The following is a 21,618-nucleotide window of genomic DNA, read 5'->3' on the forward strand; positions in this document are numbered from 1 at the left end:
CTTTTTTGGGCAGGGTGGGGTAGAGGCGCCTTACCCCCCGCCCGCGGCCGTATCTTTGCGGGCGTGTCGCTACCCGCCGAAATTTGGTTGTTGTTGCTGAAAGACCTGCGCCTCGAATGGCGGCAGCGCACCGCCCTGGGCGGGCTGCTGCTGTACGTGGCGGGCACCGTGTACGTGTGCTACCTCAGCTTTAGCCTACGAGGTGGGGCCCCGCCCGCCCCGGCCTGGAACGCGTTGTTTTGGGTAATTCTGCTATTTGCGGCGCTGGGCGCGGCCGGGCGCGGGTTGGCCCAAGAGTCGGCGGGCCTGCGGCTGTACTACTACACGGTGGCCCGGCCCGAGGCGGTTATCCTGGCCAAGATTATCTACAACGCGCTGCTGCTGCTGGCGCTGGCGCTGCCGGGGCTGCTGCTCTACACGCTGCTGCTCGGCAACCCCGTGCAGGACTGGCCTTTGTATGCGGCTAGCGTGGGGCTCGGGGCCATCAGCCTGGCATCGTCCTTAACGCTGGTGGCCGGCATTGCGGCGCGGGCGGGGCAGGCGGGCGGTGGCACGCTGCTGGCGGTGCTGGGCCTACCGGTGCTAGTGCCGGTGCTGCTGCTGCTGGTGAAGGTGAGCAAAAATGCCCTCGACGGCCTGCCCTGGGAGGCCAGCCAAAGCTCGGTAATTACACTGGTGGCACTGAACTTTATTGTGGCGGCGGTGTCCTATTTATTATTCCCGTTTTTGTGGCGCAGCTAGCCTGCCGCCCGGTGATTTTAGGATGACTACGCCCTTGCCCGATAACTCTTTAGTATTGCCCCCGCAGGCTTTTGCCCGCCACGACGAAACGCCCGACAGCGAATTCTACCGCTTCGAGCGCCTCGTGACGCACATCGACGCCGGCGCTGTGGCCGCCGTTACGCAGCTGTATCGCCAGCACTTTCCTGCTGGCGGCACCATCCTCGACCTTATGAGCAGCTGGGTTAGCCACTTGCCGGCCGAAGTAGCCTACTCCCGCGTGGCGGGCCTGGGGATGAATGCCAACGAGCTGGCGCACAATCCTCGCCTCACCGAAACCCTGGTGCGCGACCTCAACAAGCAGCCCTACCTCCCGTACGGCGATGCGGAGTTCGACGCGGCGGGTATCTGCGTGTCGGTGCAGTACCTCACGCAGCCGGTGGCCGTGTTCACGGAGCTGGCGCGGGTGCTGCGGCCGGGCGCGCCGCTGGTCGTTACGTTTTCCAACCGCTGCTTTCCCGATAAGGCGGTGTATGCCTGGCAAGCCCTCGACGATGGCGGCCACGTGGGGCTGGTGCAGCACTATTTCGCCGCTGCTGGCTTCGCGCCCACCGAGGTGTACGCCCATCGCCCCAAGGGTGGCGACCCGCTTTTGGGGGTTGTAGGCAAGCGCCCTCAACTCTTCATTCCCAACTCCTAATTCATACTGACTATGAAGTGGTGGAAATACCTGGCCATTGTGCTGCTCCTCTACACGGCTATCGCGGGCCTGCTTGGCCACGTGCCGCGCCTCGCTATCCTCAACGAAACGGAGCGCAACCTGTACTTCCACGTGCCAATGTGGTTTGGGATGACGATTATCCTGGGCGCATCGGTCGTGAACTCGGTGCGCTACCTGCGCAACCCTAGCCCGCGCCTAGACATCTTGGCCCACGAGTCGGCCAAAACCGGTATCCTGCTGGGCGTCTTGGGTTTGATGACGGGTAGCCTCTGGGCACGCTACACTTGGGGCACTTGGTGGACCACTGACGTAAAGCTCAACGGCGCGGCCGTTACCATGCTCATCTACTTGGCTTACTTGGTGTTGCGCGGCGCCGTGGCCGATGAGCAACAACGTGCGCGCCTATCAGCGATTTATAACATTTTCGCCTTTTCGGCGGCCATTCCGCTATTGTTTATCATGCCGCGCATTGCGTCAGCCTCGCTGCACCCCGGCATGGGTGGCAACCCTGGCTTCAGCAAATACGACCTTGATAGCGCCATGCGCCTCGTGTTTTACCCCGCTGTTATCGGGTGGACGTTGCTGGGCGTTTGGATTACGGAAGTGGCTTGCCGCCTGGCTTTTGTGAAGGAAAAGATTTATACTAAACTCGATGAAAAACAACTTGCTTAGCCGGGCCGTGGCCTTGCTGCTACCCCTGCTTTTATTGGTGAGCACTGCCTTTGCGCAAGCGACTGCCGCCGCCGACCAGCCCGAAATGGCTGACGCCCTGCGCCAGAGCGGCAAAATTTACGTGGTGGTGTTAGTTATTGTCATCATTCTGAGTGGTTTATTGCTGTATTTGGTGCGCCTCGACCGCAAGGTGAGCCGCCTTGAACGTGAGATAGAAGGCCGGTAATTTTGGCACCACTTCCCGCGAAAAACTGTTAGTATAGTCCCTATGAAGAAGTCACATATTTTCGTTTTGGTTGTCATCGCAGCGGCGGTGGGCATCATCATCAGTACGATGTCGGATGCCAGCACCTACTCTACGTTCAGCATTGCGCGTCAGCAGGCGGCAGCTGGCAACTCCGCTAAAGTGCACGTGGTAGGCACCCTGCCCCGCGACGCCGAAAAGCATCCGGTTGGCCTGGAGTACGACCCCATGACGAACCCCAATTACTTTGCCTTCACGCTAGTAGATACGCTGCACGTAGCCCAGCGCGTGGTGTATCGCAACCCCAAACCCCAGGACCTCGACAAGTCGGAGCAAGTGGTGATAGTGGGCGCGATGAAGGATGGCGTGTTCGAAGCCGACCAGATTCTGACCAAGTGCCCCAGCAAATACGTGGAGAAAGACCTGGGCAACACCGGCCCGCCCGCCACGGCCATGACCAGCCGTTCTACTCGCAAATAAGGTAATACAACGAAAGCAGAACGTCATGCTGAGCCTGCCGAAGCATCTCGCTCGCGCCGTTGGGATTACTAACCAAACGATTCGAGCCAGATGCTTCGGCAGGCTCAGCATGACGTTCTGCTTTCCCTTGCCCGCCTACCCCCCGCCCGCCAGGCGGTACCTTTGCCAAAAAATAATTAGTAGCCTGTGAATTTACTTATCGGAAATCTGGGTCAGGCCAGCGTAATCCTGGCATTCGTGGCGGCGGCGGTAGCTGCCTACGGCTATTTTCAGGCCGCACGAGGCCGGGCGCTGGGCGAGGCCGATGCGAGCTGGCTGCGGCTGGCGCGCGGCGCGTTTTTCGTGCACGGCGCGGCGGTGCTGGCGGTGGTAGGGTGTTTGTTCAACATCATCTACATGCACCGCTACGAGTACTACTACGCTTGGTCGCACTCGTCAAACCACCTGCCCATCCACTTCATGATTTCCTGCTTCTGGGAAGGGCAGGAGGGGAGCTTTCTGCTCTGGATATTCTGGCACGTGGTGCTGGGCCTGGGCATTATGAAGTTTAATAAGCAGTGGGAAGCGCCCGTGCTGGCTGTGTTTGCCACCGTGCAGGCCTTCTTGGTGAGCATGATATTGGGCGTGGTAGTGGCCGGTACGAAGATTGGCTCGTCGCCTTTCATCCTGGTGCGCGACTTCCTCACCGACCTGCCAGTGTGGAAAACCAACCCCAACTTCGTGCCTAAAGATGGCACCGGCCTCAACCCGCTGCTCCAGAACTACTGGATGGTGATTCACCCACCCACGTTATTCTTGGGCTTTGCGCTCACGCTGGTACCGTTTGCTTTTGCCATCGCCGGCCTTTGGAAAAAAGAGCTGACGAGCTGGGTGAAACCCGCTCTACCCTGGACCGCCTTTGGCGGCGCGGTGCTGGGCGTGGGCATCATGATGGGCGCTTACTGGGCCTACGAAACCCTCAACTTTGGCGGCTTCTGGAACTGGGACCCGGTGGAAAACGCCGTGTACATTCCGTGGTTGGTACTCATTGCGGCGCTGCATGGCATGGTGCTGTGGCAGCGGCGGCGCACGGGCTTGCGCACCGCGTTTACGCTGGTAGTGGCCACGTTTGTGCTCATTCTATACGCTACCTTCCTCACCCGCAGCGGCGTGCTAGGCAACGCTTCGGTACACTCGTTTACGGACTTAGGCCTCTCGGGCCAGCTGATTATTTACCTGGCTTTCTTCTCAGTGGGCGCCATTGCGCTGCTCGCTTACCGCTGGAAATCCATTCCGATTTCGGAAAAAGAATTGACGGCTTACAGCCCCGAGCTATGGGTATTTATGGGCGCTACGGTGCTGTGCCTGGCGGCTTTTCAAGTAGTAGCTACTACCAGTATTCCGGTGTATAATGCCTTCCTGGGCTTTGTCGGCGTGAAGTCGAACATGGCGCTGCCCGCCGACCAGATTCAGCACTACACGCGCATTCAGCTGTGGGCGGGCGTGCTCATCGGCATTTTGTCGGGGGTAGCGCAAGTGCTGTGGTGGCAGGGCAAGAAAGACAAAGATTCGGTGCTGAATGCGCTGGCCGTGCCCACCATGCTGGCCCTGCTGGGTACGGCCCTCACGGTACTGCTGGTGCGCTATTTTGGGCACAGCATTACGCCGCCGTTTGTGGTGCTGCTGCTAGCTGGGTTGTTTGGCATCTTGGCCAACGTGACGACGCTGCTTGGCTTATGGCGGCGAGGCGTCACGCTTTCGGGCGGGGCGGTATCGCACTTGGGCATTGCGCTCATGTTGCTCGGCATCTTGGCGTCGGCGGGCTATTCCAATACCATTTCGCGCAATGTGAGCGGCAAACTCATTTCGCGCGAGATGTCGGACACTGATAATGAAAACAACGTACTGCTGTGGCGCAATGAAACCGGTGCCATGAACGGCTACGATGTTACTTATACCGGCCAGTACCTCGATGTGCCCGGCGTGCCCGACTACGTAAATACCCAGCTACTCTACCGCACCGACGACGAGTACCGCGCCGTGGCACGAGCTGATATTAAAGGCGGCGATAAAGTGTATTTCCACACCGGTGACACCCTTGAAATTCGCCCTGAGAACACCTATTACCGCGTTAATTACGAGGATAAGAAATCAGGGCAGAAGTTCACGCTCTACCCCCGCGCCCAGGTGAATGAGGAGATGGGTGGCCTGCTGGCCTCGCCCGCTTTGCAGCGCTTCTGGGACCACGACATCTATTCGCACATTTCGTCGGTGCCCGACCCGCGTAAGGAAACGCCCTGGAGCCCGGCCATCCCGCACGAGCTGGCAGTGGGCGATACGCTGTTTTTGAATGACTACTTCGCCGTGTTCCGCGCCATCGAGCAAGCGCACGACGTGCCCGGCGTGAAGTTGCAAGAAGGTGACATTGCCCTGCAAGCCGACATGATTATCACCGGCGAGAAGGGCCGCGAATACCATGCCCATCCGGTTTTCTTGCTGCGTGACCGCCAGGTGGGCCACGTGCCCGAAGAAGTGGAAGACCTGGGCCTGCGCATCACCCTCGACCAGATTGACCCCGTGAAAGGCAAATTCACTTTTGCCATTAGCACCACGGCCAAGGACTACATCATCTTGAAAGCCACTGAAAAGCCTTTCATCAACCTACTGTGGGGCGGCACGCTGCTCATGGGCTTCGGCCTCTTGCTGAGTATGCGCCAGCGGCGGGCCGCTGGGCGCACCGCAACCGCGCCTACCCCTGCTTCGAACGCCGGGCGCGCCGGGGCTGCTCGCCCGCAGGTAGCGTAGGGTTCGTTTTTAAGCTAACGGCCGACTGGTTGCCCGCTTGCTGCGGGCAGCCAGTCGGCCTTTTTGTGAGGGGTAGGGGCTGGATAATTAACCACACTTGCTGAAAAAAAGCGTGCTGCGGAGTTGGTCGAAGCACCTCTACCACGCCGCTGGGTACTTAACCCTAACGACGTGATAGAGATGCTTTGACCAACTCCGCAGCACGCTTTTTTGGTGACCTAAATAACTTCTATTAAGGGTCCCGTACCTTGAGTGAGGGGGTAGGGACTCGCCTATGAGCGCCCAGCAGCTTATTTACCCCCAACAAAAAAGGCCACCCCAGCGGGGTGGCCTTTTGAGCAGAAAGACAAGCCGAAAAGCTTATTTCACGATGCTTACCTGGCGGGTGAGGTACTGGTCGCCCGTACGCACCTGGAGGTGGTAGATGCCGGCTGCCAGGGTGCTCAAGTCTAGGGTATTGGTGTAGTTGTCGCGGGCCGAGCCCGTGTACACGCGCTGGCCGAGGGTGTTAGTCACCGTTACGTCGAGGGCACCTTTGGCGTTAGCGCCGTGGATTTCGAGGTCGAATACGCCCGTGGTCGAAGGGTTCGGGAACACGGTGATGGCACGCATCAGAACTTCCGAAGTAGCCAGCACGGTGCTGATGCTCAAGTCATCTACGTAGAGGTTGCCCTGGTTAGCATCGCTGATGGCGTGGAAACCAATGAACTGGTTGCCAGCGGCAGGCTGCAATACTGCTACGGCTGGGGTAGAAGCACCATTGGCCAACTGGTACGACGTGTTGGTGATGTTGTTGTTGGTGTAGAGCGTGTTAGTCATGCCTGCCGCCGTAGCAGCAGTACCCGACTTCACCTCCAGCTTTTCGATGTAGGTCGAAGGGCTGTTGGCGATACCCTCGCCGCGGTAGCGGAAAGCCAGCTGGTAGCGCGTGCCAGCCGTGGTAGCCAGCGGCGGGGTGAAAAACCAATCGTTGGCCACCGGGCTAGTGGGGAACGAGCTGGTGTAGCGCATGCTGTTCACGCCCGAGTTGGGCGCCGCTTTCGAAATGGCCCAGGTAGCGCCGTCGGCATTCGCATCAAGCACCGTTACGCCGCAGGGTAGGAGCTGGCCCGTGGGCAGCGTGTCGAAGTTCAGGCTGTAGGGGAAGCCTGTAACTGCCACCGTGGGGTCGCAGGCCGTGGTGAAGCCAACGGCCGCCGTAAACAAGCTAAAGCCGCTGGTGGTGCAGGTGCTGCGCACATACACCTGGTAAGCGCTCGAGGAGGCGAGGCCAGTCAGCGTGACCGGCGACGTAGTGGCCGTTACCGTCGTGCCGCTCGTGGCGGGGTTAAAGCCAATAGGGCCGTACACAATCTGGTAGCTCGTGCTGCCGCTGGCAGCGGGCGTGAAGGTGATGGTAGCAGTAGTAGTGGTGAGGTTGCTAACTGCCACGGCAGTAGGCGCGGTGCAGCCCGGCGTAATGGTGCCAAACTCAATGGCTAAGCGCGTACGCAGCGAGGTATTGTTTACCGAAGTCCAAGCCGTGGCGCCGTCCAGCGAATAGTAGTAGGTAGCGGTACGCAGCGGGTCTTCCGTCTGATAATTCAGGCTAGGGTTGTTGTCCAACTCTTTCACACCGATGTAGAATGCCGCGGGCACTTGCACGTTTGGAATAGCAATAGTGGGCGTGCTGGCCGCTGCTGTCCGGTTCTGCGTGGGCGAGGTGTACAGGATGTTGCCGGGGATGCCGCCGGTGCCGGTAGCATCGTACAGCACTACTTGGTAGTTGGTGCTAGCAAACGTGCTAGCCGAGAAATTGAGCACTACATCCGAAATAGTCGTGGCGGCCGACAGCGTGTACTTAGCTGCCAGGGCACCGCCAGGCTGGCCTACCCCCACCGAACCGTCAAAGGTGCCGTTCGGGTCTGTATACGAAATGCGGTTGGTAGTTACTACCTGGCCGTAGCTGGCCGTGTTGTTAGCCGTGTTGTCATCGGCGGGCAGGCTCACCGTCACCGTGTTGGTGCCTACCGCTAGCGTAGCGGGGTAGCTGGCAAACGTGACGGTGGTCGAAGCCCCGGCAGCCAGGGTAGCAATCGTTTTAGTGTCGGTAAAGGTGTTAGCGCCTGTCACGTTCAGGGTTGCCACCAGGTTGGTGCGCGCCGTGGTGCCCACGTTGGTGATAACCGTGCGCACGGCATGGGGCAGTGCGGCAGGGGTAGCAATTTCACCGTAGGTATAAATCGCAGCCACCGAAGCATCGTTCGGCAGAGCCGTGCGGAAACGGTACGTGCGCCCAGGGTCGGGGCCAGCGGTGCGGCGGTAGTTGTGCGTGCTGGTGCCGTACTGGCCCGTGATGAACGTGGTAGTAGACCAAGCCGCCGCCGACGACGTTTTATTCGCCAGCACATCCTGGCCGCTTGCGCTACCCGAACCTTTGATACCAACCGTCGGGTAACGGGCAATATCGGTGCCCGTAGTGGCCGGAGTAGCCGTACCGTACACAAACTCAATATAGTTGGTCGTCTGGTACAGCTTTACTTGAAACGTAAAGTTGTCGTACTGCGCCGAGCTGCCGCCCGTTTTGTCGCGCACGTTTTTCCACTGAATAGTGCACACCTGGTTAGGGGCGGTACCGGTGGTTGTAACGCGGTATTCGGCGCCGCCCGTACCCGTACCCGACTCTAGGTCGAAGTTGAACGGCATCAGCAAATTCACATCGGCCGCTGCGGTGCTCGATACTGGGTCAACCCCCGTAGCCTGCCCGTTTTCGTACTGCGCAAACAAATTAGCTGCCGAAGGCGCATCAGCTCCCAGGCGAATAAGGCCATTCGTGTTCAGAACAAATTGCGAAAATGTAGCGCCGTTGTACGAAAAATTAAAGCCAATTGGCTGGGCCGCCGAGTTAGCATCGTCCGTGCTAGTAGTCGTGATAACGGTGCCCGTAGCAGCCAGGTCGGTAAAGGTGCCGGCCACATTCTGCGCCGCGAAAGCTGTATAGTTCAGGGTTTGCGCCTGAGCTGCTACCGTAGCCCCACCGACCAGCAAAGCCGTCAGGCCGAGTTGGCGCAACTGCCGGCTTAGTGTACTACCCCGAGTGTAAGATTGCATCATGTAGAAGAGGTAAAGAGAGGAGGAAAAATGGTTGAAAATGAAAGGAAGATAACCAGTTGTTTAAGGCTTCCCTCGGGATTAATGAGGAAAGGATAAATTCATTTCGGCTTACAAGATGCTACATTTTCGATAAACTTTTGTGTTAGTAAAGTCGAGCTACGGGATTTAGTGGGAGCTTTGGCCCGTCTTTGCCCTGCTGCTGGCAGTCAACTTATGTCTCAGTCCAACTTTTCGGCCTTGCGCATTGGCCTGTTTGGGGCCGGCCGGGTAGCCTCGGCAGTAGGGCCCGCGCTGGCGGCGGCCGGGCACCAGGTGGTCTTTGTAGCCAGCCGCACGCCCGGCCCCGCGGCCGCGCTGGCTGCGCGCTTGCCAGGCTGCGTGGCCCTACCCCCTGCTGCTGCCCCGCTTCCCGCCGCTGTGTACCTGCTGGCCGTGCCCGATGCGGCCGTGCCCAGCCTGCTAGCTGCCACGCCCTGGCCAGTGGGGGCCGTGGTAGTGCACTTGGCTGGGGCCTTGCCGCTGGCAGTATTTGCCACCCAGCCCAGCGTGCGCGGCGGTGTGCTCTACCCCCTCCAAACTTTTAGCCCCGGCCGGGTTATCGACTGGGCCACGGTGCCGCTTTTTATAGAAGCCGCCGACCTTGGCACCGAGGCGCTGCTACTGGGCCTGGCCCGCAGCCTCAGCCCCAAGGCGGCGATGCTAGACTCGGTGCAGCGGCTGCACCTGCACTTGGCGGCGGTGCTAGCCAGCAACTTTACCAACCACCTGCTGGGCCTGGCCCAAACAATAGTGGCCGAAGCCGGCTTATCGTTTGAGTTGCTACACCCCCTCGTGCGCGAAACAATAGATAAGGCCCTGGCGGCGCAGCCCTCAGCTTTTGCTGTGCAAACTGGCCCAGCCGTGCGCCACGATGCGCCTACCCTGGCAGCCCACGCGGCGGCCTTGGCGGCGCACCCGGCCTGGCAGGCGTTGTATGCGCAGCTAACGGCCAGCATCCAGGCCCAAGCCGGGCTGCCGCGCGCTGCCTAACTTTGTGCTCTTCAATTCGGCCCCAGCGGCCCCCTTTATTTTGTTGCCCTCTACTATCATTTTTCAGTTTCAGGATGGCCAGCCCGCCCAGACGCACGTCGGGGCCAGCGGCGAATCCGTACTCGACGTGGCCCTCAACAATGGCATTCAGCTGCAGCACAACTGCGGCGGGGTGTGCGGCTGCAGCACGTGCCACGTCTACATCGACCGCGGTGGCAACGAGCTACCCGAGATTTCGGATAAGGAAGAAGACTTCATCGACCGGGCCATCAACCCGCGCATCAACTCGCGCTTGGCTTGTCAGTGCGTGCTGCCCAATGCCTCCCTCGAAGTAGTCGTGACCCTACCCCCCCAACACTTCTTGGGCCACTAATACAGAATTGTGAATTAGAAATCATGCCTTAGGAGGTCGGTAGCAAAGAGCAGCTAGGCTGTTGTTAGAGCTGCCACTCAGCATGACAGGTTTCGATTCATGATTTCTACTGCATACTTCATAATTTAAAAAAGATGAACCACTACGAGCCGCCTATTGAGTGGGCCGACCACGAGGACGTTGCCATTGCGCTCTACGAAAAATTTGGCGATGACTTCACGGAAGCCAAAATCTACCGCATTCGCTTTACGGAACTGCTGGAATGGGTGCTGACGCTGCCCAACTTTGCGGGCACCCGCGAGCAATCTACCGAAGGCCACTTAGAGCAAATCCAAGCTAAGTGGGTGTATGAGTGGCGCGACCACCAATAAGTGCTTACTTTGCGGGCCGGCTCAACCTCGGGGCGACCTGCTCCGTATGAACAAAGCCGGCGGAGTTGCTTTTTAAACTTTATAGGAAGTGGCTGCACCAATCGTTGCTAATTTTTTTTTGCCAAGACATGAAAACGGGGACCGTAAAATTCTTTAACGAAGCCAAGGGCTTCGGCTTTATTACCGACGACGCTACGCAGCAGGACTTCTTTGTGCACATCACCGGCCTTAATGGTGGGCAGATTCAGCAGAACGACCGGGTAGAGTTTGACACCGAAGAAGGCCGCAAAGGCGTTAATGCCGTGAATGTGAAGCGCGTATAAGTACGCTTTCAATCGACCTGATTAGTATCTAGCGTCCCTTCCGGCCACCGGGAGGGACGTTTGCGTTGGAGCGGTATGGGCGCGGCAGCCCGTACCTTCGGCGAAGCGACTGCTTTTGCCATGCCTACTACCGTGCCGCCCATGCCTACCCCCCTTACCCCCGACGAGGATGGTGAGCACTCGGTGCTGGCCGGGCCGGGCCGGGGCCAGCAGTTGGCGCGGGCCATTCCGAAGCTGGTGCGCTGGCCCAACCTAGCCATTATGCTCCTGAGCTTGGTGCTGGTGCGGGGGCCGCTGTTGCAGCCCTTGCTGCCCCTGAGCCAGTCGTTGCTGTCGCTACGGTTTGGCCTGTTGGTACTGGCCGCGCTGCTGGTGGCCGCGGCCGGCTACATTATCAACGACTATTACGACGTTAAAATAGACGCCATCAACCGGCCCGACCGACTGGTAGTGGGGCGCCTAGTGCGCCGCCGCCACGCCATGCTAGCCCACCTCGTGCTGAGTGGGGTAGGGGTGGGGCTGGCGGCAGTGCTGTCGCCGCTGCTGGGGCTGGTTACGCTGGGCGCGGCGCTGCTGCTGTGGGGCTATTCGGCGCGCTTCAAGCGGCTGCCGCTGGTGGGCAATATGAGCATTGGCGTGCTCACGGCGGCGCTAGTGCTGCTGCCCGAGTTGCAATTGCTCACGGGCCGCCGAGCCGTGTGGGCGTATGCGCTGGCTGCCTTTCTGCTCACGGTGGTGCGCGAAATCGTGAAAGATATTGAGGACATGCGCGGCGATGCCCAGCACGGCTGCCACACACTGCCGCTCGTGTGGGGCATGGTGCGCAGTAAGTGGGTAGCCGGTGTATTCTTAGTCAGCCTAGCGGCGCTAGTGCTGGGGGTAGTAGAGCCGCTGCTAGCTACCGGGCGCGGGGCGCTGGTAGTGTGGCTGCTGGTGCTGGTGCTAGGGCCGCTGGGCTGGCTAGCTCACCTGCTGGTGGGCGCCGACCGCCGTCGCCACTTTCGGCAGCTAAGCACCTGGTGCAAGGGCATTATGCTAGCCGGGGTTTTGAGTATGCTCTTGGCCTAGAAGCCATTAAAAATCTGTTTCGGGGTAGCAGGGCTTAAGCCGCTGCCGAGGGTATCGAATAAGCGCTGCCGTAGCTGCGGGGTAAGAATAACCTTTTGCCTTCACCGCTGCTTCACTTATTTATCCAACCGTGCTAGGGTAAAATCCGTTGAGGCCGGTAATCCCTCCTTTATTTTCAGTTTATATGCGCTTTTTTCCGCTAGCCTTAGTTGCATCACTAGGTTTGGCTCAGGCAGCTCAGGCCCAAACGTTAGCCCTGGCCCCGTCCGATTCGGTGGGGGTAAGCAGTGCCCGCCAGCCAGTAGCCGGCCCCCCGCCCATTGGGCTATCGCGCACGATGTTGGCTAAAAGCCAAGCGTCGGGCCCCAACAAAATAACGATTCTGCCCATCCCAGTGCTCTTTTACCAGGATGAAACCGGCCTGGGCTACGGGCTGGGCGGCTTGCTAAGCGGCCGCTTGGGCCAAGACACTGCCACGCGTGCCTCCAATGCCCGCGTGCAGTACTGGACGACCCAGAAAAGCCAGTCGCTGCTACAGTTTGTGCACACCATTTACTCGCCGGATGAGAAATTTTACCTCAACGGCGAAATCAGCTACTACGACAACCTGCTCTACTACTACGGCATCGGCAACAACACGCTGAAAGCCAACGAGTCGGCGGTGGCCAACAAGCTCTTTATTGTGAACCAGCGCATTGAAAAACGCATTGCGCCCAAGATGTTTGCTGGCGTGCTGTACCGCTTCACGCGCACCAGCCAGATTCAGCCCGATAACAATACCACCGATGGCTCGAAGCCCAACTACTTCTTCGACTCGGACAACGGCCGCCTCGACCAGCGGCAGCGCGAAGCCACCAGCATCTCGGGCGTCGGCCCCGTGTTTACGCTCGATACCCGCGACGTGGCCCTGGCCGCCTTCCACGGCGACCTGCTCGATATCAGCGCCACTTTTAATGGCAAGTATTTGGGTTCGGATTACAACTTTGTGCGCTACCAGATAGATGCGCGCCACTTTCAGCCCATTTTTTCTACCAAAACCATCTTGGCGCTCCAGTTTTTGGGGCAATTCCACTCGGGCAATGTGCCTTGGCGCGAGTTGGCTGGCTTGGGCGCCAACTTAGGCGGCACGCTTTACAACAACGCCAACCTGATGCGCGGCGTGTACGAGCAGCGCTATCGCGACCGCCAAATGGCCGTGTTCCAGGCCGAGTTGCGCCAGAAGCTGTTTTGGCGCATCGACGGGGCCGCTTTTGGCAGCGTGGGCCAGGTTGGCAACAACTTTAGCGATTACTCTTTCAACGGCATTAAGGCGGCTGGTGGCTTAGGCGCCCGCTTCAATTTCATTCGCCGTGACCGCGTAAACCTGCGCCTCGACTACGCTTGGGGTCCTGATGGCTCCACGGGCTTATACTTCGCTATTGGCGAAGCTTTTTAAGGCCTTTTCGAGCCTTCGCCCACTGGTTGGGCACCTTGCACAAGCCGCGCAACCCGACAAAGGTGGTGCGGCTTGTTGCTTTAGGCCAAACTAATTAGCTGCAGTATTTATTTAGGAAAATACTGATTAAAAGGTAAATAGTGAAAATTAGCAAGCGAATTGTTAGTAAAGCAATAAAAAAATAGCTTCTTTAAGGTAAATATCCCCATCCTTCGACGCAAGGGGGCGTACATACGCTTTCTTATGGACCAACTAGCCACGCCGGCCCGCTTCCACGCTACGCGCGAAGCCACGGATACCGCCCCATCGGCCCTGCTTTCCTACCCCCCCAGCGATGAGCAGCTGCTGCACCAGGCCGAGCGAGCGCTGCATCGCCAGTTGCCGCCCCCGGCCGATGTGCTGCAAGCTTGCGTCATCATCCCAGCCAAGGATGAGGCCGCTTCGCTGCCAGCTACCTTGGCCGCTTTGGCGGCCCAGACTACGCTCAGCGGCGAAGCCCTTTCTAGGGGGATGATGGAGGTAATTGTGCTGGCCAACAATTGCCTCGACCGCACCGCAGCCGTGGTGCGCCAAGCCGCCTGCCGCCACCCCAACCTGGTAGTGTACGTGGCTGAGGTTTTCTTGCCGCCATCGCAGGCCCATGTGGGGCGCGCCCGCCGCCTGCTGCTCGACGAGGCTGCCCTGCGCCTAGAGCGCACAGCCGGTGCCACCGGGGTGCTGCTAAGTACCGATGCCGATACACTGGTGGCTTCTACCTGGCTGGCCGCCACGCTTCAAGAGATAGAAGCGGGCGCCGCTGCCGTGGGGGGCCGCATCTTAACCCAAGCCGCTGCCACTACCGAGCCCTGCTCGGTGCGGCGCATTCAATTGCGCGATGCGGCCTACCGGGTGCTGTTGCGCCACCTCGAAGACCACCTCGACCCTACCCCCACCGACCGTTGGCCCTGCCACCACCAGCACTACGGCGCCAGCCTGGCCCTCACGGTGCAGGCTTACCGCCAAGTGGGTGGGCTGCCCGCCGTGCCTTACTTAGAGGATGAATCGCTGTGGCAGCTCCTGCTGCAACACGACCTGCCGGTGCGCCATAGCCCGCACGTGCAGGTATATACTTCGGCTCGGCGCTGCGGGCGCGTAGAAGTGGGCCTGTCGTGGCAGTTGCGCGAGTGGGCCAATCTCGACGAGCACCGCCAAGAGCCGCAAGTGCCTTGCCCCCACGAGCTAGCCCGCGTGTGGCGTGCCCGCCGCCGCCTGCGGGCCTGGTGGCAGCTGGGCCCTACCCGCCCCGTAGGCGCCGAGCTAGCGCGCCTAGCCAAAGCCGTGGAAGTGCCCGTCAAAGACTTGTTGAAACAAGCGCATGAGGCCACCACTTTCGGCCGTCTCTGGAGTTGGGTTGAGAAAACCCGCGGAGCCGTGCTACCCGTGCCACTGAGTGGGGCGCTACGCGATTTGCGTGCCTACCTGCGGCAGGATATTCACTAAGTGAAGCTATCGCAAAAAGGCCCGCCCGGCGCTCAACTTATGCGAGTCGAGCGCCGGGCGGGCTTTCCGTTTGTAAACCTTAGCAGACTATGCTTTCTCGAATAAATCGAGGCGGTATTTGTCGGCCCGGTGCCCATGCAAGTGGCGCAAGGCACCGCCGGGCTGGGTTTTTTGCAGGAAAAAATCGTGCACCTCGTCGCCGGTTTGGGGATAATCTGGCACCACGGGCGTCCAGTGCACCAGCAGTAACTGGCCGGTGGGGGGTAGGGCGGCCAGCATTTGGTCGGCGGCGCGAGCCAAGTCGGCCGGCGACCAATAGTAGCCCACCTCCGAAACCATAATCAGGTCAAACTGTCCTGTTGGAAATTCGCTGGGTACTTGCAGCTTGCGCAACTCTACCTGCGGCAAGGCCGCGCAGCGCTGCCGCGCTTGGGCCAGCGCCGCTTCGCTCACATCCACGCTCAGCAGGTGGCCGCAGCGATTTGCCAATTGTGCCGTAAGTACGCCAATAGAGCACCCAATCTCAAACGCCCTGGCGTAGTGCGGGCGGGGCAGGGCGGCCAGGGTGGCGGCGTATTTTTCACGCTCGTAGGGGCTGCTTGTAAAAGCCCAAGGGTCCTCACTGGCGCGGTATACGTCGTCGAAGTAATTGGGAGGTAGGGTGTTGGGTTGCTGTTGGTTCATAACGGGCAAGTCAGGTAAAAGCAAATACGAGCAGGGCCGCTACTCAATAAAAGACTCAAAAGGCTGGGCAAAATGCGCCAACATTTCCTCCGAAAGTAAGAACCCGCTGGGGTCATCTGCGATGGTGCCAGGCGCTAGCTGCGAGCGGTGCGCCGCCAGAGCCCGCTGCTTGCGTGGCAGCACTGCCGCTATATCCAGCCGAAAGCCAGTGCCTTCGCCGGGCTGCGGCAAATCGGCGGGGGTAGCACGCTCCCAAGCCCACACCACGTATTCGAGCCGGCGCGGGGGCTGCGGCAGGCTGCTTAGCGCCGCGGCCGTGAGCTGGCTAGTGGCACGGTGGTCGGGGTGCGGGTCGCGCCGCCAAGGCACCAGTACGGTCGCCGCCTGCTTAGCCGCAATAAAATCGGCTAGGTGCGTGGTAGCTTCGGCGAAGCCGGGCTGGCCGGGGGTAGGCACTTGGCTATCGGGTAGGTTGAGGTAGAGAACGTTGTCGTCGTCTTCCTCGATACCCAGCACGGCCAGCGCGTGGCGAAACTCGGCGTAGCGCAGCTCGCGCCGCGCCACGGCCGAAAAGTCCCGCGAGTGTGGGTGCGACATGCTGCCGTCGCTCACGAGCACGGCCGCTACGGGCACATTGGCTTGGCGCAGCAGTGCCAGCAACCCCCCACAACCCAGGGCTTCATCGTCGGGGTGCGGCACTACAATTACGGTTGGCCCCAGCGTAGCAGCGTAGCTGGCCGGGCGTAGGGGGTAGGCAGCGAAAGGAGAATCAGACATTTAAACCACTAAACAGTGAGCAGCGCGTACTAGCAAAAAAGCAGCGAATAAGTATGCACTACTTATTCGCTGCTTTTTGGTTGCTGATTCGCGGCTATTAATCGCCCCACAGCTCGTAGGCGGGGCGGTCGGAGGCGAGTGCAAAGCGGCCGGCGTCGGCCAGGGTAGCATCGGGAGCGGGCTGGCGCAGGTAGTGCGTCAAGTCGCGGTGTAGACGCTCGAAGGGTTCGGGCTGAAGCAGGCCACGGGCGCCCACACTGCGCTCGGCCAAACGCAGCGTTTCCAGGCAAATATCTTCGGTGGTGGCGCGTACCAAGTTGGCATACGCCCCGATGGCAGCCAGCTTGGCTGCGGGCAGCGGCTCGGTAGTTGAGGAGGGTAGGGCTGCCTGAACGGCCGCGCCGCGCAGCCAGCGCTGGCCAGTTTCGTGCAAGGCCAGCATTTCGCCTAGGCGCTGGCGCTGGTAGGGGTCATCGGTGCGGCCCAGGCGCCGCAAAAAGCGGCGGGTTTCGTCGAGCACCGCTGCCGCGCCGCCCAGCTGCACCGCCGCGAAGCGCACGGCGCCGCCCCCAAACCAGGGCTGGCGGTAGTAGTCATCGGGCCGGCCTATTAGGTCGCTCGCCGACACAGACAGCCCCGTAAAATCGGCCCGGAAGCTGGCGGTGGCGCGCATACCCAGCGGCCGCCAAAAGCTGCGGTCAAGCACCGGCGGCTGCACATCGGCCGAGAGCACCAGCATCTGCCAGCCCAGCTTAGCCGGCGCTGCCACTGCGGAGGGGGTAGGGGCCGGCACGGGCAGCGCCGGTGCGGCTGACTTGGCCAAAGGAGTTGCTGCTATGGTAGCAGCCGAGGTAGCTAATGCCGCCGCGCTAAGCACAACCGGCGCCAGCTTGGTAGGTACAGCAGTGGCAGCTACGCCCGCCAGCGGCAAGGCTACGCTGGGCGTAGTCAGCTTACCTAGTAAGGCGCCCGTGAGCAGCGGGCGCGTGACGTGGCCTGCTCCCGAGGCAAACGTCTTGGCCCCGCGCAAACGGAAGCCTTCGCCTCCTTCGTTGGGAACCAGGTGCACGCCTTCAGCGGGGTTTTCTGTGTTCCAAACCCCGAATAAGTGGCCGGCGCGGGCATCGGCCGCGTAGCGGGCTAGTTGCGCCGGGCTGCCAAAACAGCGCAGCAGCAGCAGCGCATTTACGTGGCCTTCGAAGAGGCGCCCAACGGCCAGGTTGCCGCGCCCAATGTGGTAAAGCACCTGCAAAAGTGCCAGGGCCGCGGTCGGCTCGCCCAGGCCGGCGCCGCCCAGCGCCACGGGCAGCACCGCCGTGAGCAGGCCCGCCTCGCGCAGCCACTGTATTTCTTGAGTCGGAAAACCGCCTATTTCATCGGTGAGAGGGGCTTGGGCCAGCAGGCGCGGGGCCAGCCGGGCGGCGGCAGCTACAGCCCCAGCCGGCGTAGCAACCACCGCTTCGGCAGGAGTAGTAAGCGAAATGGGGGCAGCAGCAAAGTCGGCGGTTGGGGTGAAGTCTGTCATCGCAGGCTTTGAGGAGTGAGGATAATGTGAATTATTCTAACTCCAAATCGACACTAGTAGTTGCCTCGGCCATAACTAGTGCCGGCCAATTTTAACGCAGGTGCTGCACCAAGGCTAATAGTTCGTGCTGGGTAGTTTGAGTTTTGTCGTGGGCGTACCACGTATGCAGCGCCGTAATAAAGTCGTCGTGCGCCATGCCTTCCGCTTTTAGCTGCTGCACCAGGGCCTGGGCCGGCGCCGGGCGGGGCCCCCAATGCGCCGCCTCGGCGAGGGTAGCGGCGTGCAGCACGATTACCTGCGGAATGGCCTGGGCACCGTTGGTAAGGTAGCGGGCCATAAGGTCGGGGTTTTCATCGCGCAGCAAGTAGCGGGTTTGCACCTGGCCCTGGCTGGCCTGGGCCACTGCTTCGAGCACGGGCACAATTTGCGCGGCGTCGCCGCACCAACCTTCCGTGATAACCAGCCAAATAAAGTGCTCCGGCAACTGCCGCACCGCGTCGGCCAGCTCGGGCAGCACGTACACCGTTTTGTCGAGGCGGCTCATGCGCTGCACATTGAGGCGGGCAAAGTGCAGCAGCTCGGCCGACTGCGTGAGGCCGGTGGTTTTATCAAGCAGCAATAAATCGTCAATGAGCTGCCGGTAAGCAGGATAGGTATAGGCCGAGGCCAGGCGCTCGGGCGAAAGTACGGGGGTAGGGGCGGGCCGCATAAGCAGGAAAAGGAAAGCAGTTGGCTACTAACAGCCAACTGCCACAGTAAGCCCAAATGCCAGGCTATTTTTTTAGAAGCCGCCCTACCCCCCGCTGGGCGGGCTACCTTTGCCGGGCCAAACCCTCGCCGGCGGTTGGCCGGGCGGGGTGGTGGCAAGCGGTGCTTGCTGCCCAGTTTTCTACCCCCCAAACCCCCGTTGCTATGCCCGCTCGCCCCATTCGCGCCGCCCTGCTTTCCGTGTATCACAAAGACCGGCTGGCCCCCCTTGTTGCCGTGTTGCGCCGCCTGGGCGTCACGCTCTACTCGACTGGCGGCACCCAGCAGTTTTTGGAAGAGCAAGGCGCTGAAGTAACCGCCGTAGAAGACCTCACTGGCTTTCCCGAAGTATTTGGCGGCCGCGTCAAAACGCTGCATCCTAAGGTATTCGGCGGCATTCTGCACCGCCGCCACGAAGCCGGCGACCTGGCCCAGGCCGAGCAGCACGGCATTCCACCGATCGACTTGGTAGTGGTCGATTTGTATCCCTTTGAGGAAACCGTGGCTAGCGGTGCCCCTGAGGCCGACGTAATCGAGAAAATCGACATCGGCGGCATTGCGCTGCTGCGCGCCGCCGCTAAAAACTACCGCGACGTGCTCGTGGTCAGCTCGCGCGACCAGTACGAAGCCATTGCTAAGTTGCTGGAAGACAACAACGGCAGCCCCAGCCTGGAAGACCGCCGCCACTACGCCGCCGCCGCTTTTGCCACTACCAGCCACTACGACACCGAGATTTTCAAGTACGTGAGCCAGGGCACTAGCTTGGCTGCGGCTGGCCAGCCGGCCAGCACTGCGGGTCTGGCTACCCCCCTTCGCTACGGCGAGAACCCCCACCAGGCCGGCACGTTCTACGGCGACCTCACGGCGCTGTTTGACCAGCTGCACGGCAAGCAGCTGAGCTACAACAACCTCGTGGACGTGGACGCCGCCGTGCAGCTCATGCGCGAGTTTGCGGGCGGTCCGCCCGCCGTGGCCATTCTCAAGCACACCAACGCTTGCGGCGTGGCTCAAGCTGAAAATCTGCACGATGCGTACGTAAATGCCTTGGCTTGCGACCCGGTTTCGGCATTCGGTGGTGTCATCATCGTGAACCAGGAAGTGGACGCGGCCACCGCGCAGGAGCTAAACAAGCTCTTTTTTGAAGTACTTATTGCGCCCAGCTTCGCCGCCGATTCCCTACCCCTGCTGCAAAGCAAGAAGAACCGCATCTTGCTACGCCAGAAGCCCGTCGAGTTCCCTGCTAAGCTGGTGAAGACCTTGCTCAACGGCCTCATCGAGCAGGATGCCGACCTGCAAATCGAGACGGCCCCCGACTTCCGCACCGTCACGGAGTCGGCCCCTACCCCCGACGAGGTAGCGGCCCTGGAGTTTGCCAACAAAATCTGCAAGCACACCAAGAGCAACACCATTGTGCTGGCTCGGCCGGGCCAGCTGCTGGCGTCGGGGGTAGGGCAAACCTCGCGCGTCGATGCCCTGCGCCAGGCCATCGAGAAGGCGGCCAGCTTCGGTTTCGACTTGCACGGCGCCGTGATGGCGTCGGACGCGTTTTTTCCCTTCCCCGACTGCGTCGAGATTGCGGCGGCGGCCGGCGTGCGCGCCGTGGTGCAGCCCGGCGGCTCCATCAAAGACCAGGATAGCATTGATGCCTGCAACCGCCTAGGCCTAGCGATGGTGCTGACCGGCGTGCGCCACTTCAAACACTAAGCTAAAGCCGTTTCAGATTTGCCAGAACGGCCTGCTGAGCTTGTGGAAGCATCTCTACGCTTCGCTTCACTCAACGAAGCGATAGAGATGCTTCCACAAGCTCAGCAGGCCGTTCTTTTTCGTGCCTGACGCGTGCTGCCGTGGGCGGCTCGGCTGCAAAGTGGGGGTAGGGCCGAGTACTGTACTTATTACGGCTGCGTTCTATCGTACCTTTGCTTATTACTACCAGCCTACTATTTCGCGCTGCGCTATCTAAATGGGGTTCTTCAATTTTTTGACCAGCGACATTGCCATTGACCTGGGCACTGCCAATACGCTAATCATTCATAATGACAAGATTGTGGTGGATGAGCCGAGCATCATCGCCAAAGACCGTACTACTAATAAGGTAATTGCGGTGGGCAGCAAAGCCCAGCAGATGCACGAGAAGACGCACGATAACATCAAGACCATCCGGCCGCTCAAGGACGGGGTTATTGCCGACTTCCACGCCGCCGAGGAGATGATAAAGGGCCTTATCCGGCTCATCGACACCCGCAAGCGGCTGTTTCAGCCCTCGCACCGCATGGTTATTTGCATTCCGAGCGGCATTACGGAAGTAGAAAAGCGCGCCGTGCGTGACTCGGCCGAGCACGCCGGCGCCAAAGAAGTGTGGATGATTCAGGAGCCGATGGCCGCCGCCATCGGCATCGGCATCGACGTGGAGCAGCCCATCGGCTCGATGATAATCGACATCGGGGGCGGCACGACCGAAATCGCCGTTATTGCCCTCTCGGGCATCGTCTGCGACCAGTCTATCAAGACGGCCGGCGACGTGTTCAACCAGGATATTCTCGACTACATGCGCCGCCAGCACAACCTGCTGATTGGCGAGCGCTCGGCCGAGCGCATCAAAATCGAAGTGGGCGCGGCCCTTACTGAGCTCGACATTACGCCGCCCGACTACGAGGTGCGCGGCCGCGATTTGATGACGGGCATTCCGAAGGTGATTAAGGTGACGTCGTCGGAAATTGCGATTGCGCTCGACAAGTCGGTGGCCAAAATCGAGGAAGCTGTGCTCAAGGCGTTGGAAATCAGCCCGCCCGAGTTGTCGGCCGACATCTACGAAAACGGCATTCATCTCACTGGCGGCGGCGCCCTGCTGCGCGGCCTCGACAAGCGCCTGGCCGCCAAAACCAAGCTGGCCATCCACATTGCCGAAGACCCGCTGCGCGCCGTGGTGCGCGGCACCGGCAAGGCCATCAAAGACATCCAAGCCTACCGCGGCGTACTGCTAACGTAATCAACCTATTCGCTTACCAACCAATTCGTTTGTCATTGCGAGGAGGAACGACGAAGCAATCCTTCCTTAACGCTCGCACTAGCTAAACGGCGCGGGCGAAAGGAAAG

At 60.5% G+C, this 21,618-nt stretch carries 20 protein-coding genes; 15 read left to right on the top strand and 5 right to left on the bottom strand.

From position 1 onward, the window contains the following. Nucleotides 1–63: 63 nt before the first annotated feature. The 6 genes from GO988_RS11125 to ccsA (GO988_RS11150) all read left to right on the top strand — a co-directional run bounded on the left by GO988_RS11125 (nucleotide 64) and on the right by ccsA (GO988_RS11150) (nucleotide 5,621). Entirely contained in the window at nucleotides 64–741 is a 678-nt protein-coding gene (locus GO988_RS11125) for a heme exporter protein CcmB (RefSeq protein WP_317164841.1), read from the top strand. A gap of 22 nt (nucleotides 742–763) precedes the next feature. Then, nucleotides 764–1,420, top strand: coding sequence for a class I SAM-dependent methyltransferase (locus tag GO988_RS11130; protein ID WP_157565207.1), 657 nt, complete (start codon nucleotides 764–766; stop codon nucleotides 1,418–1,420). A 12-nt stretch (nucleotides 1,421–1,432) separates the two neighbouring features. After that, nucleotides 1,433–2,113 (top strand): cytochrome c biogenesis protein CcsA, encoded by a 681-nt coding sequence (gene ccsA, locus GO988_RS11135; RefSeq protein ID WP_157565208.1) that lies wholly within the window; start codon nucleotides 1,433–1,435, stop codon nucleotides 2,111–2,113. Continuing rightward, a complete protein-coding gene (locus GO988_RS11140; RefSeq protein WP_157565210.1) occupies nucleotides 2,094–2,339 on the top strand; it encodes a CcmD family protein in 246 nt (81 codons plus the stop codon). The genes ccsA (GO988_RS11135) and GO988_RS11140 overlap by 20 nt, the downstream gene beginning before the upstream one ends. 42 nt (nucleotides 2,340–2,381) lie before the next feature. Further along, nucleotides 2,382–2,837 carry a cytochrome c maturation protein CcmE domain-containing protein gene (locus tag GO988_RS11145; RefSeq protein ID WP_157565212.1) on the top strand — a complete coding sequence of 152 codons (456 nt, stop codon included), beginning with the start codon at nucleotides 2,382–2,384 and terminating at the stop codon, nucleotides 2,835–2,837. Nucleotides 2,838–3,023: 186 nt separating this feature from the next. Further along, nucleotides 3,024–5,621, top strand: a complete 2,598-nt coding sequence (gene ccsA, locus GO988_RS11150; protein WP_317164842.1) for a cytochrome c biogenesis protein CcsA — start codon at nucleotides 3,024–3,026, stop codon at nucleotides 5,619–5,621. A gap of 360 nt (nucleotides 5,622–5,981) precedes the next feature. On the opposite strand, the gene GO988_RS11155 is transcribed toward ccsA (GO988_RS11150), so the two are convergent. Beyond that, nucleotides 5,982–8,714 carry a T9SS type A sorting domain-containing protein gene (locus GO988_RS11155; RefSeq protein ID WP_157565214.1) on the bottom strand — a complete coding sequence of 911 codons (2,733 nt, stop codon included), beginning with the start codon at nucleotides 8,712–8,714 and terminating at the stop codon, nucleotides 5,982–5,984. A gap of 213 nt (nucleotides 8,715–8,927) precedes the next feature. On the opposite strand from GO988_RS11155, the gene GO988_RS11160 reads away from it, so the two are divergent. From GO988_RS11160 to GO988_RS11190, 7 genes are all read left to right on the top strand, one after another. After that, on the top strand, nucleotides 8,928–9,743 hold the full coding sequence (locus GO988_RS11160) for a Rossmann-like and DUF2520 domain-containing protein (protein ID WP_157565215.1): 816 nt from the start codon (nucleotides 8,928–8,930) through the stop codon (nucleotides 9,741–9,743). A gap of 40 nt (nucleotides 9,744–9,783) precedes the next feature. After that, nucleotides 9,784–10,116 (top strand): 2Fe-2S iron-sulfur cluster-binding protein, encoded by a 333-nt coding sequence (locus GO988_RS11165; RefSeq protein WP_157565217.1) that lies wholly within the window; start codon nucleotides 9,784–9,786, stop codon nucleotides 10,114–10,116. A 134-nt stretch (nucleotides 10,117–10,250) separates the two neighbouring features. After that, entirely contained in the window at nucleotides 10,251–10,487 is a 237-nt protein-coding gene (gene iscX / locus GO988_RS11170; RefSeq protein WP_157565219.1) for a Fe-S cluster assembly protein IscX, read from the top strand. Nucleotides 10,488–10,615: 128 nt separating this feature from the next. Beyond that, entirely contained in the window at nucleotides 10,616–10,810 is a 195-nt protein-coding gene (locus GO988_RS11175) for a cold-shock protein (RefSeq protein ID WP_157565221.1), read from the top strand. Between the two features lie 120 nt (nucleotides 10,811–10,930). Then, complete coding sequence (locus GO988_RS11180; RefSeq protein WP_198172641.1) at nucleotides 10,931–11,878, top strand: geranylgeranylglycerol-phosphate geranylgeranyltransferase; 948 nt, start codon at nucleotides 10,931–10,933, stop codon at nucleotides 11,876–11,878. A 184-nt stretch (nucleotides 11,879–12,062) separates the two neighbouring features. Further along, nucleotides 12,063–13,313: a BamA/TamA family outer membrane protein gene (locus GO988_RS11185; protein ID WP_157565226.1), complete on the top strand. Its 1,251-nt coding sequence runs from the start codon at nucleotides 12,063–12,065 to the stop codon at nucleotides 13,311–13,313. 243 nt (nucleotides 13,314–13,556) lie between these two features. Further along, nucleotides 13,557–14,792 (top strand): glycosyltransferase, encoded by a 1,236-nt coding sequence (locus GO988_RS11190; protein ID WP_157565228.1) that lies wholly within the window; start codon nucleotides 13,557–13,559, stop codon nucleotides 14,790–14,792. Nucleotides 14,793–14,879: 87 nt separating this feature from the next. Here the strand turns inward: GO988_RS11190 and GO988_RS11195 are convergent, their stop codons facing one another. From GO988_RS11195 to GO988_RS11215, 4 genes are all read right to left on the bottom strand, one after another. Continuing rightward, complete coding sequence (locus tag GO988_RS11195; protein ID WP_157565230.1) at nucleotides 14,880–15,476, bottom strand: class I SAM-dependent DNA methyltransferase; 597 nt, start codon at nucleotides 15,474–15,476, stop codon at nucleotides 14,880–14,882. 39 nt (nucleotides 15,477–15,515) lie between these two features. Next, entirely contained in the window at nucleotides 15,516–16,253 is a 738-nt protein-coding gene (locus GO988_RS11200) for a PIG-L deacetylase family protein (protein ID WP_157565232.1), read from the bottom strand. A gap of 97 nt (nucleotides 16,254–16,350) precedes the next feature. Then, a complete protein-coding gene (locus GO988_RS24165; RefSeq protein ID WP_232341461.1) occupies nucleotides 16,351–17,778 on the bottom strand; it encodes an acyl-CoA dehydrogenase family protein in 1,428 nt (475 codons plus the stop codon). 91 nt (nucleotides 17,779–17,869) lie between these two features. Further along, entirely contained in the window at nucleotides 17,870–18,487 is a 618-nt protein-coding gene (locus GO988_RS11215) for a thioredoxin family protein (RefSeq protein ID WP_157565234.1), read from the bottom strand. Between the two features lie 203 nt (nucleotides 18,488–18,690). Here GO988_RS11215 and purH point away from each other — a divergent pair, with 203 nt between their 5' ends. Beyond that, a complete protein-coding gene (gene purH / locus GO988_RS11220) occupies nucleotides 18,691–20,229 on the top strand; it encodes a bifunctional phosphoribosylaminoimidazolecarboxamide formyltransferase/IMP cyclohydrolase (protein ID WP_157565236.1) in 1,539 nt (512 codons plus the stop codon). A 256-nt stretch (nucleotides 20,230–20,485) separates the two neighbouring features. Further along, nucleotides 20,486–21,511 carry a rod shape-determining protein gene (locus tag GO988_RS11225; RefSeq protein WP_157565238.1) on the top strand — a complete coding sequence of 342 codons (1,026 nt, stop codon included), beginning with the start codon at nucleotides 20,486–20,488 and terminating at the stop codon, nucleotides 21,509–21,511. Nucleotides 21,512–21,618: the final 107 nt, after the last annotated feature.

This window comes from Hymenobacter ginkgonis (assembly GCF_009755225.1).
Taxonomy (GTDB): domain Bacteria; phylum Bacteroidota; class Bacteroidia; order Cytophagales; family Hymenobacteraceae; genus Hymenobacter; species Hymenobacter ginkgonis.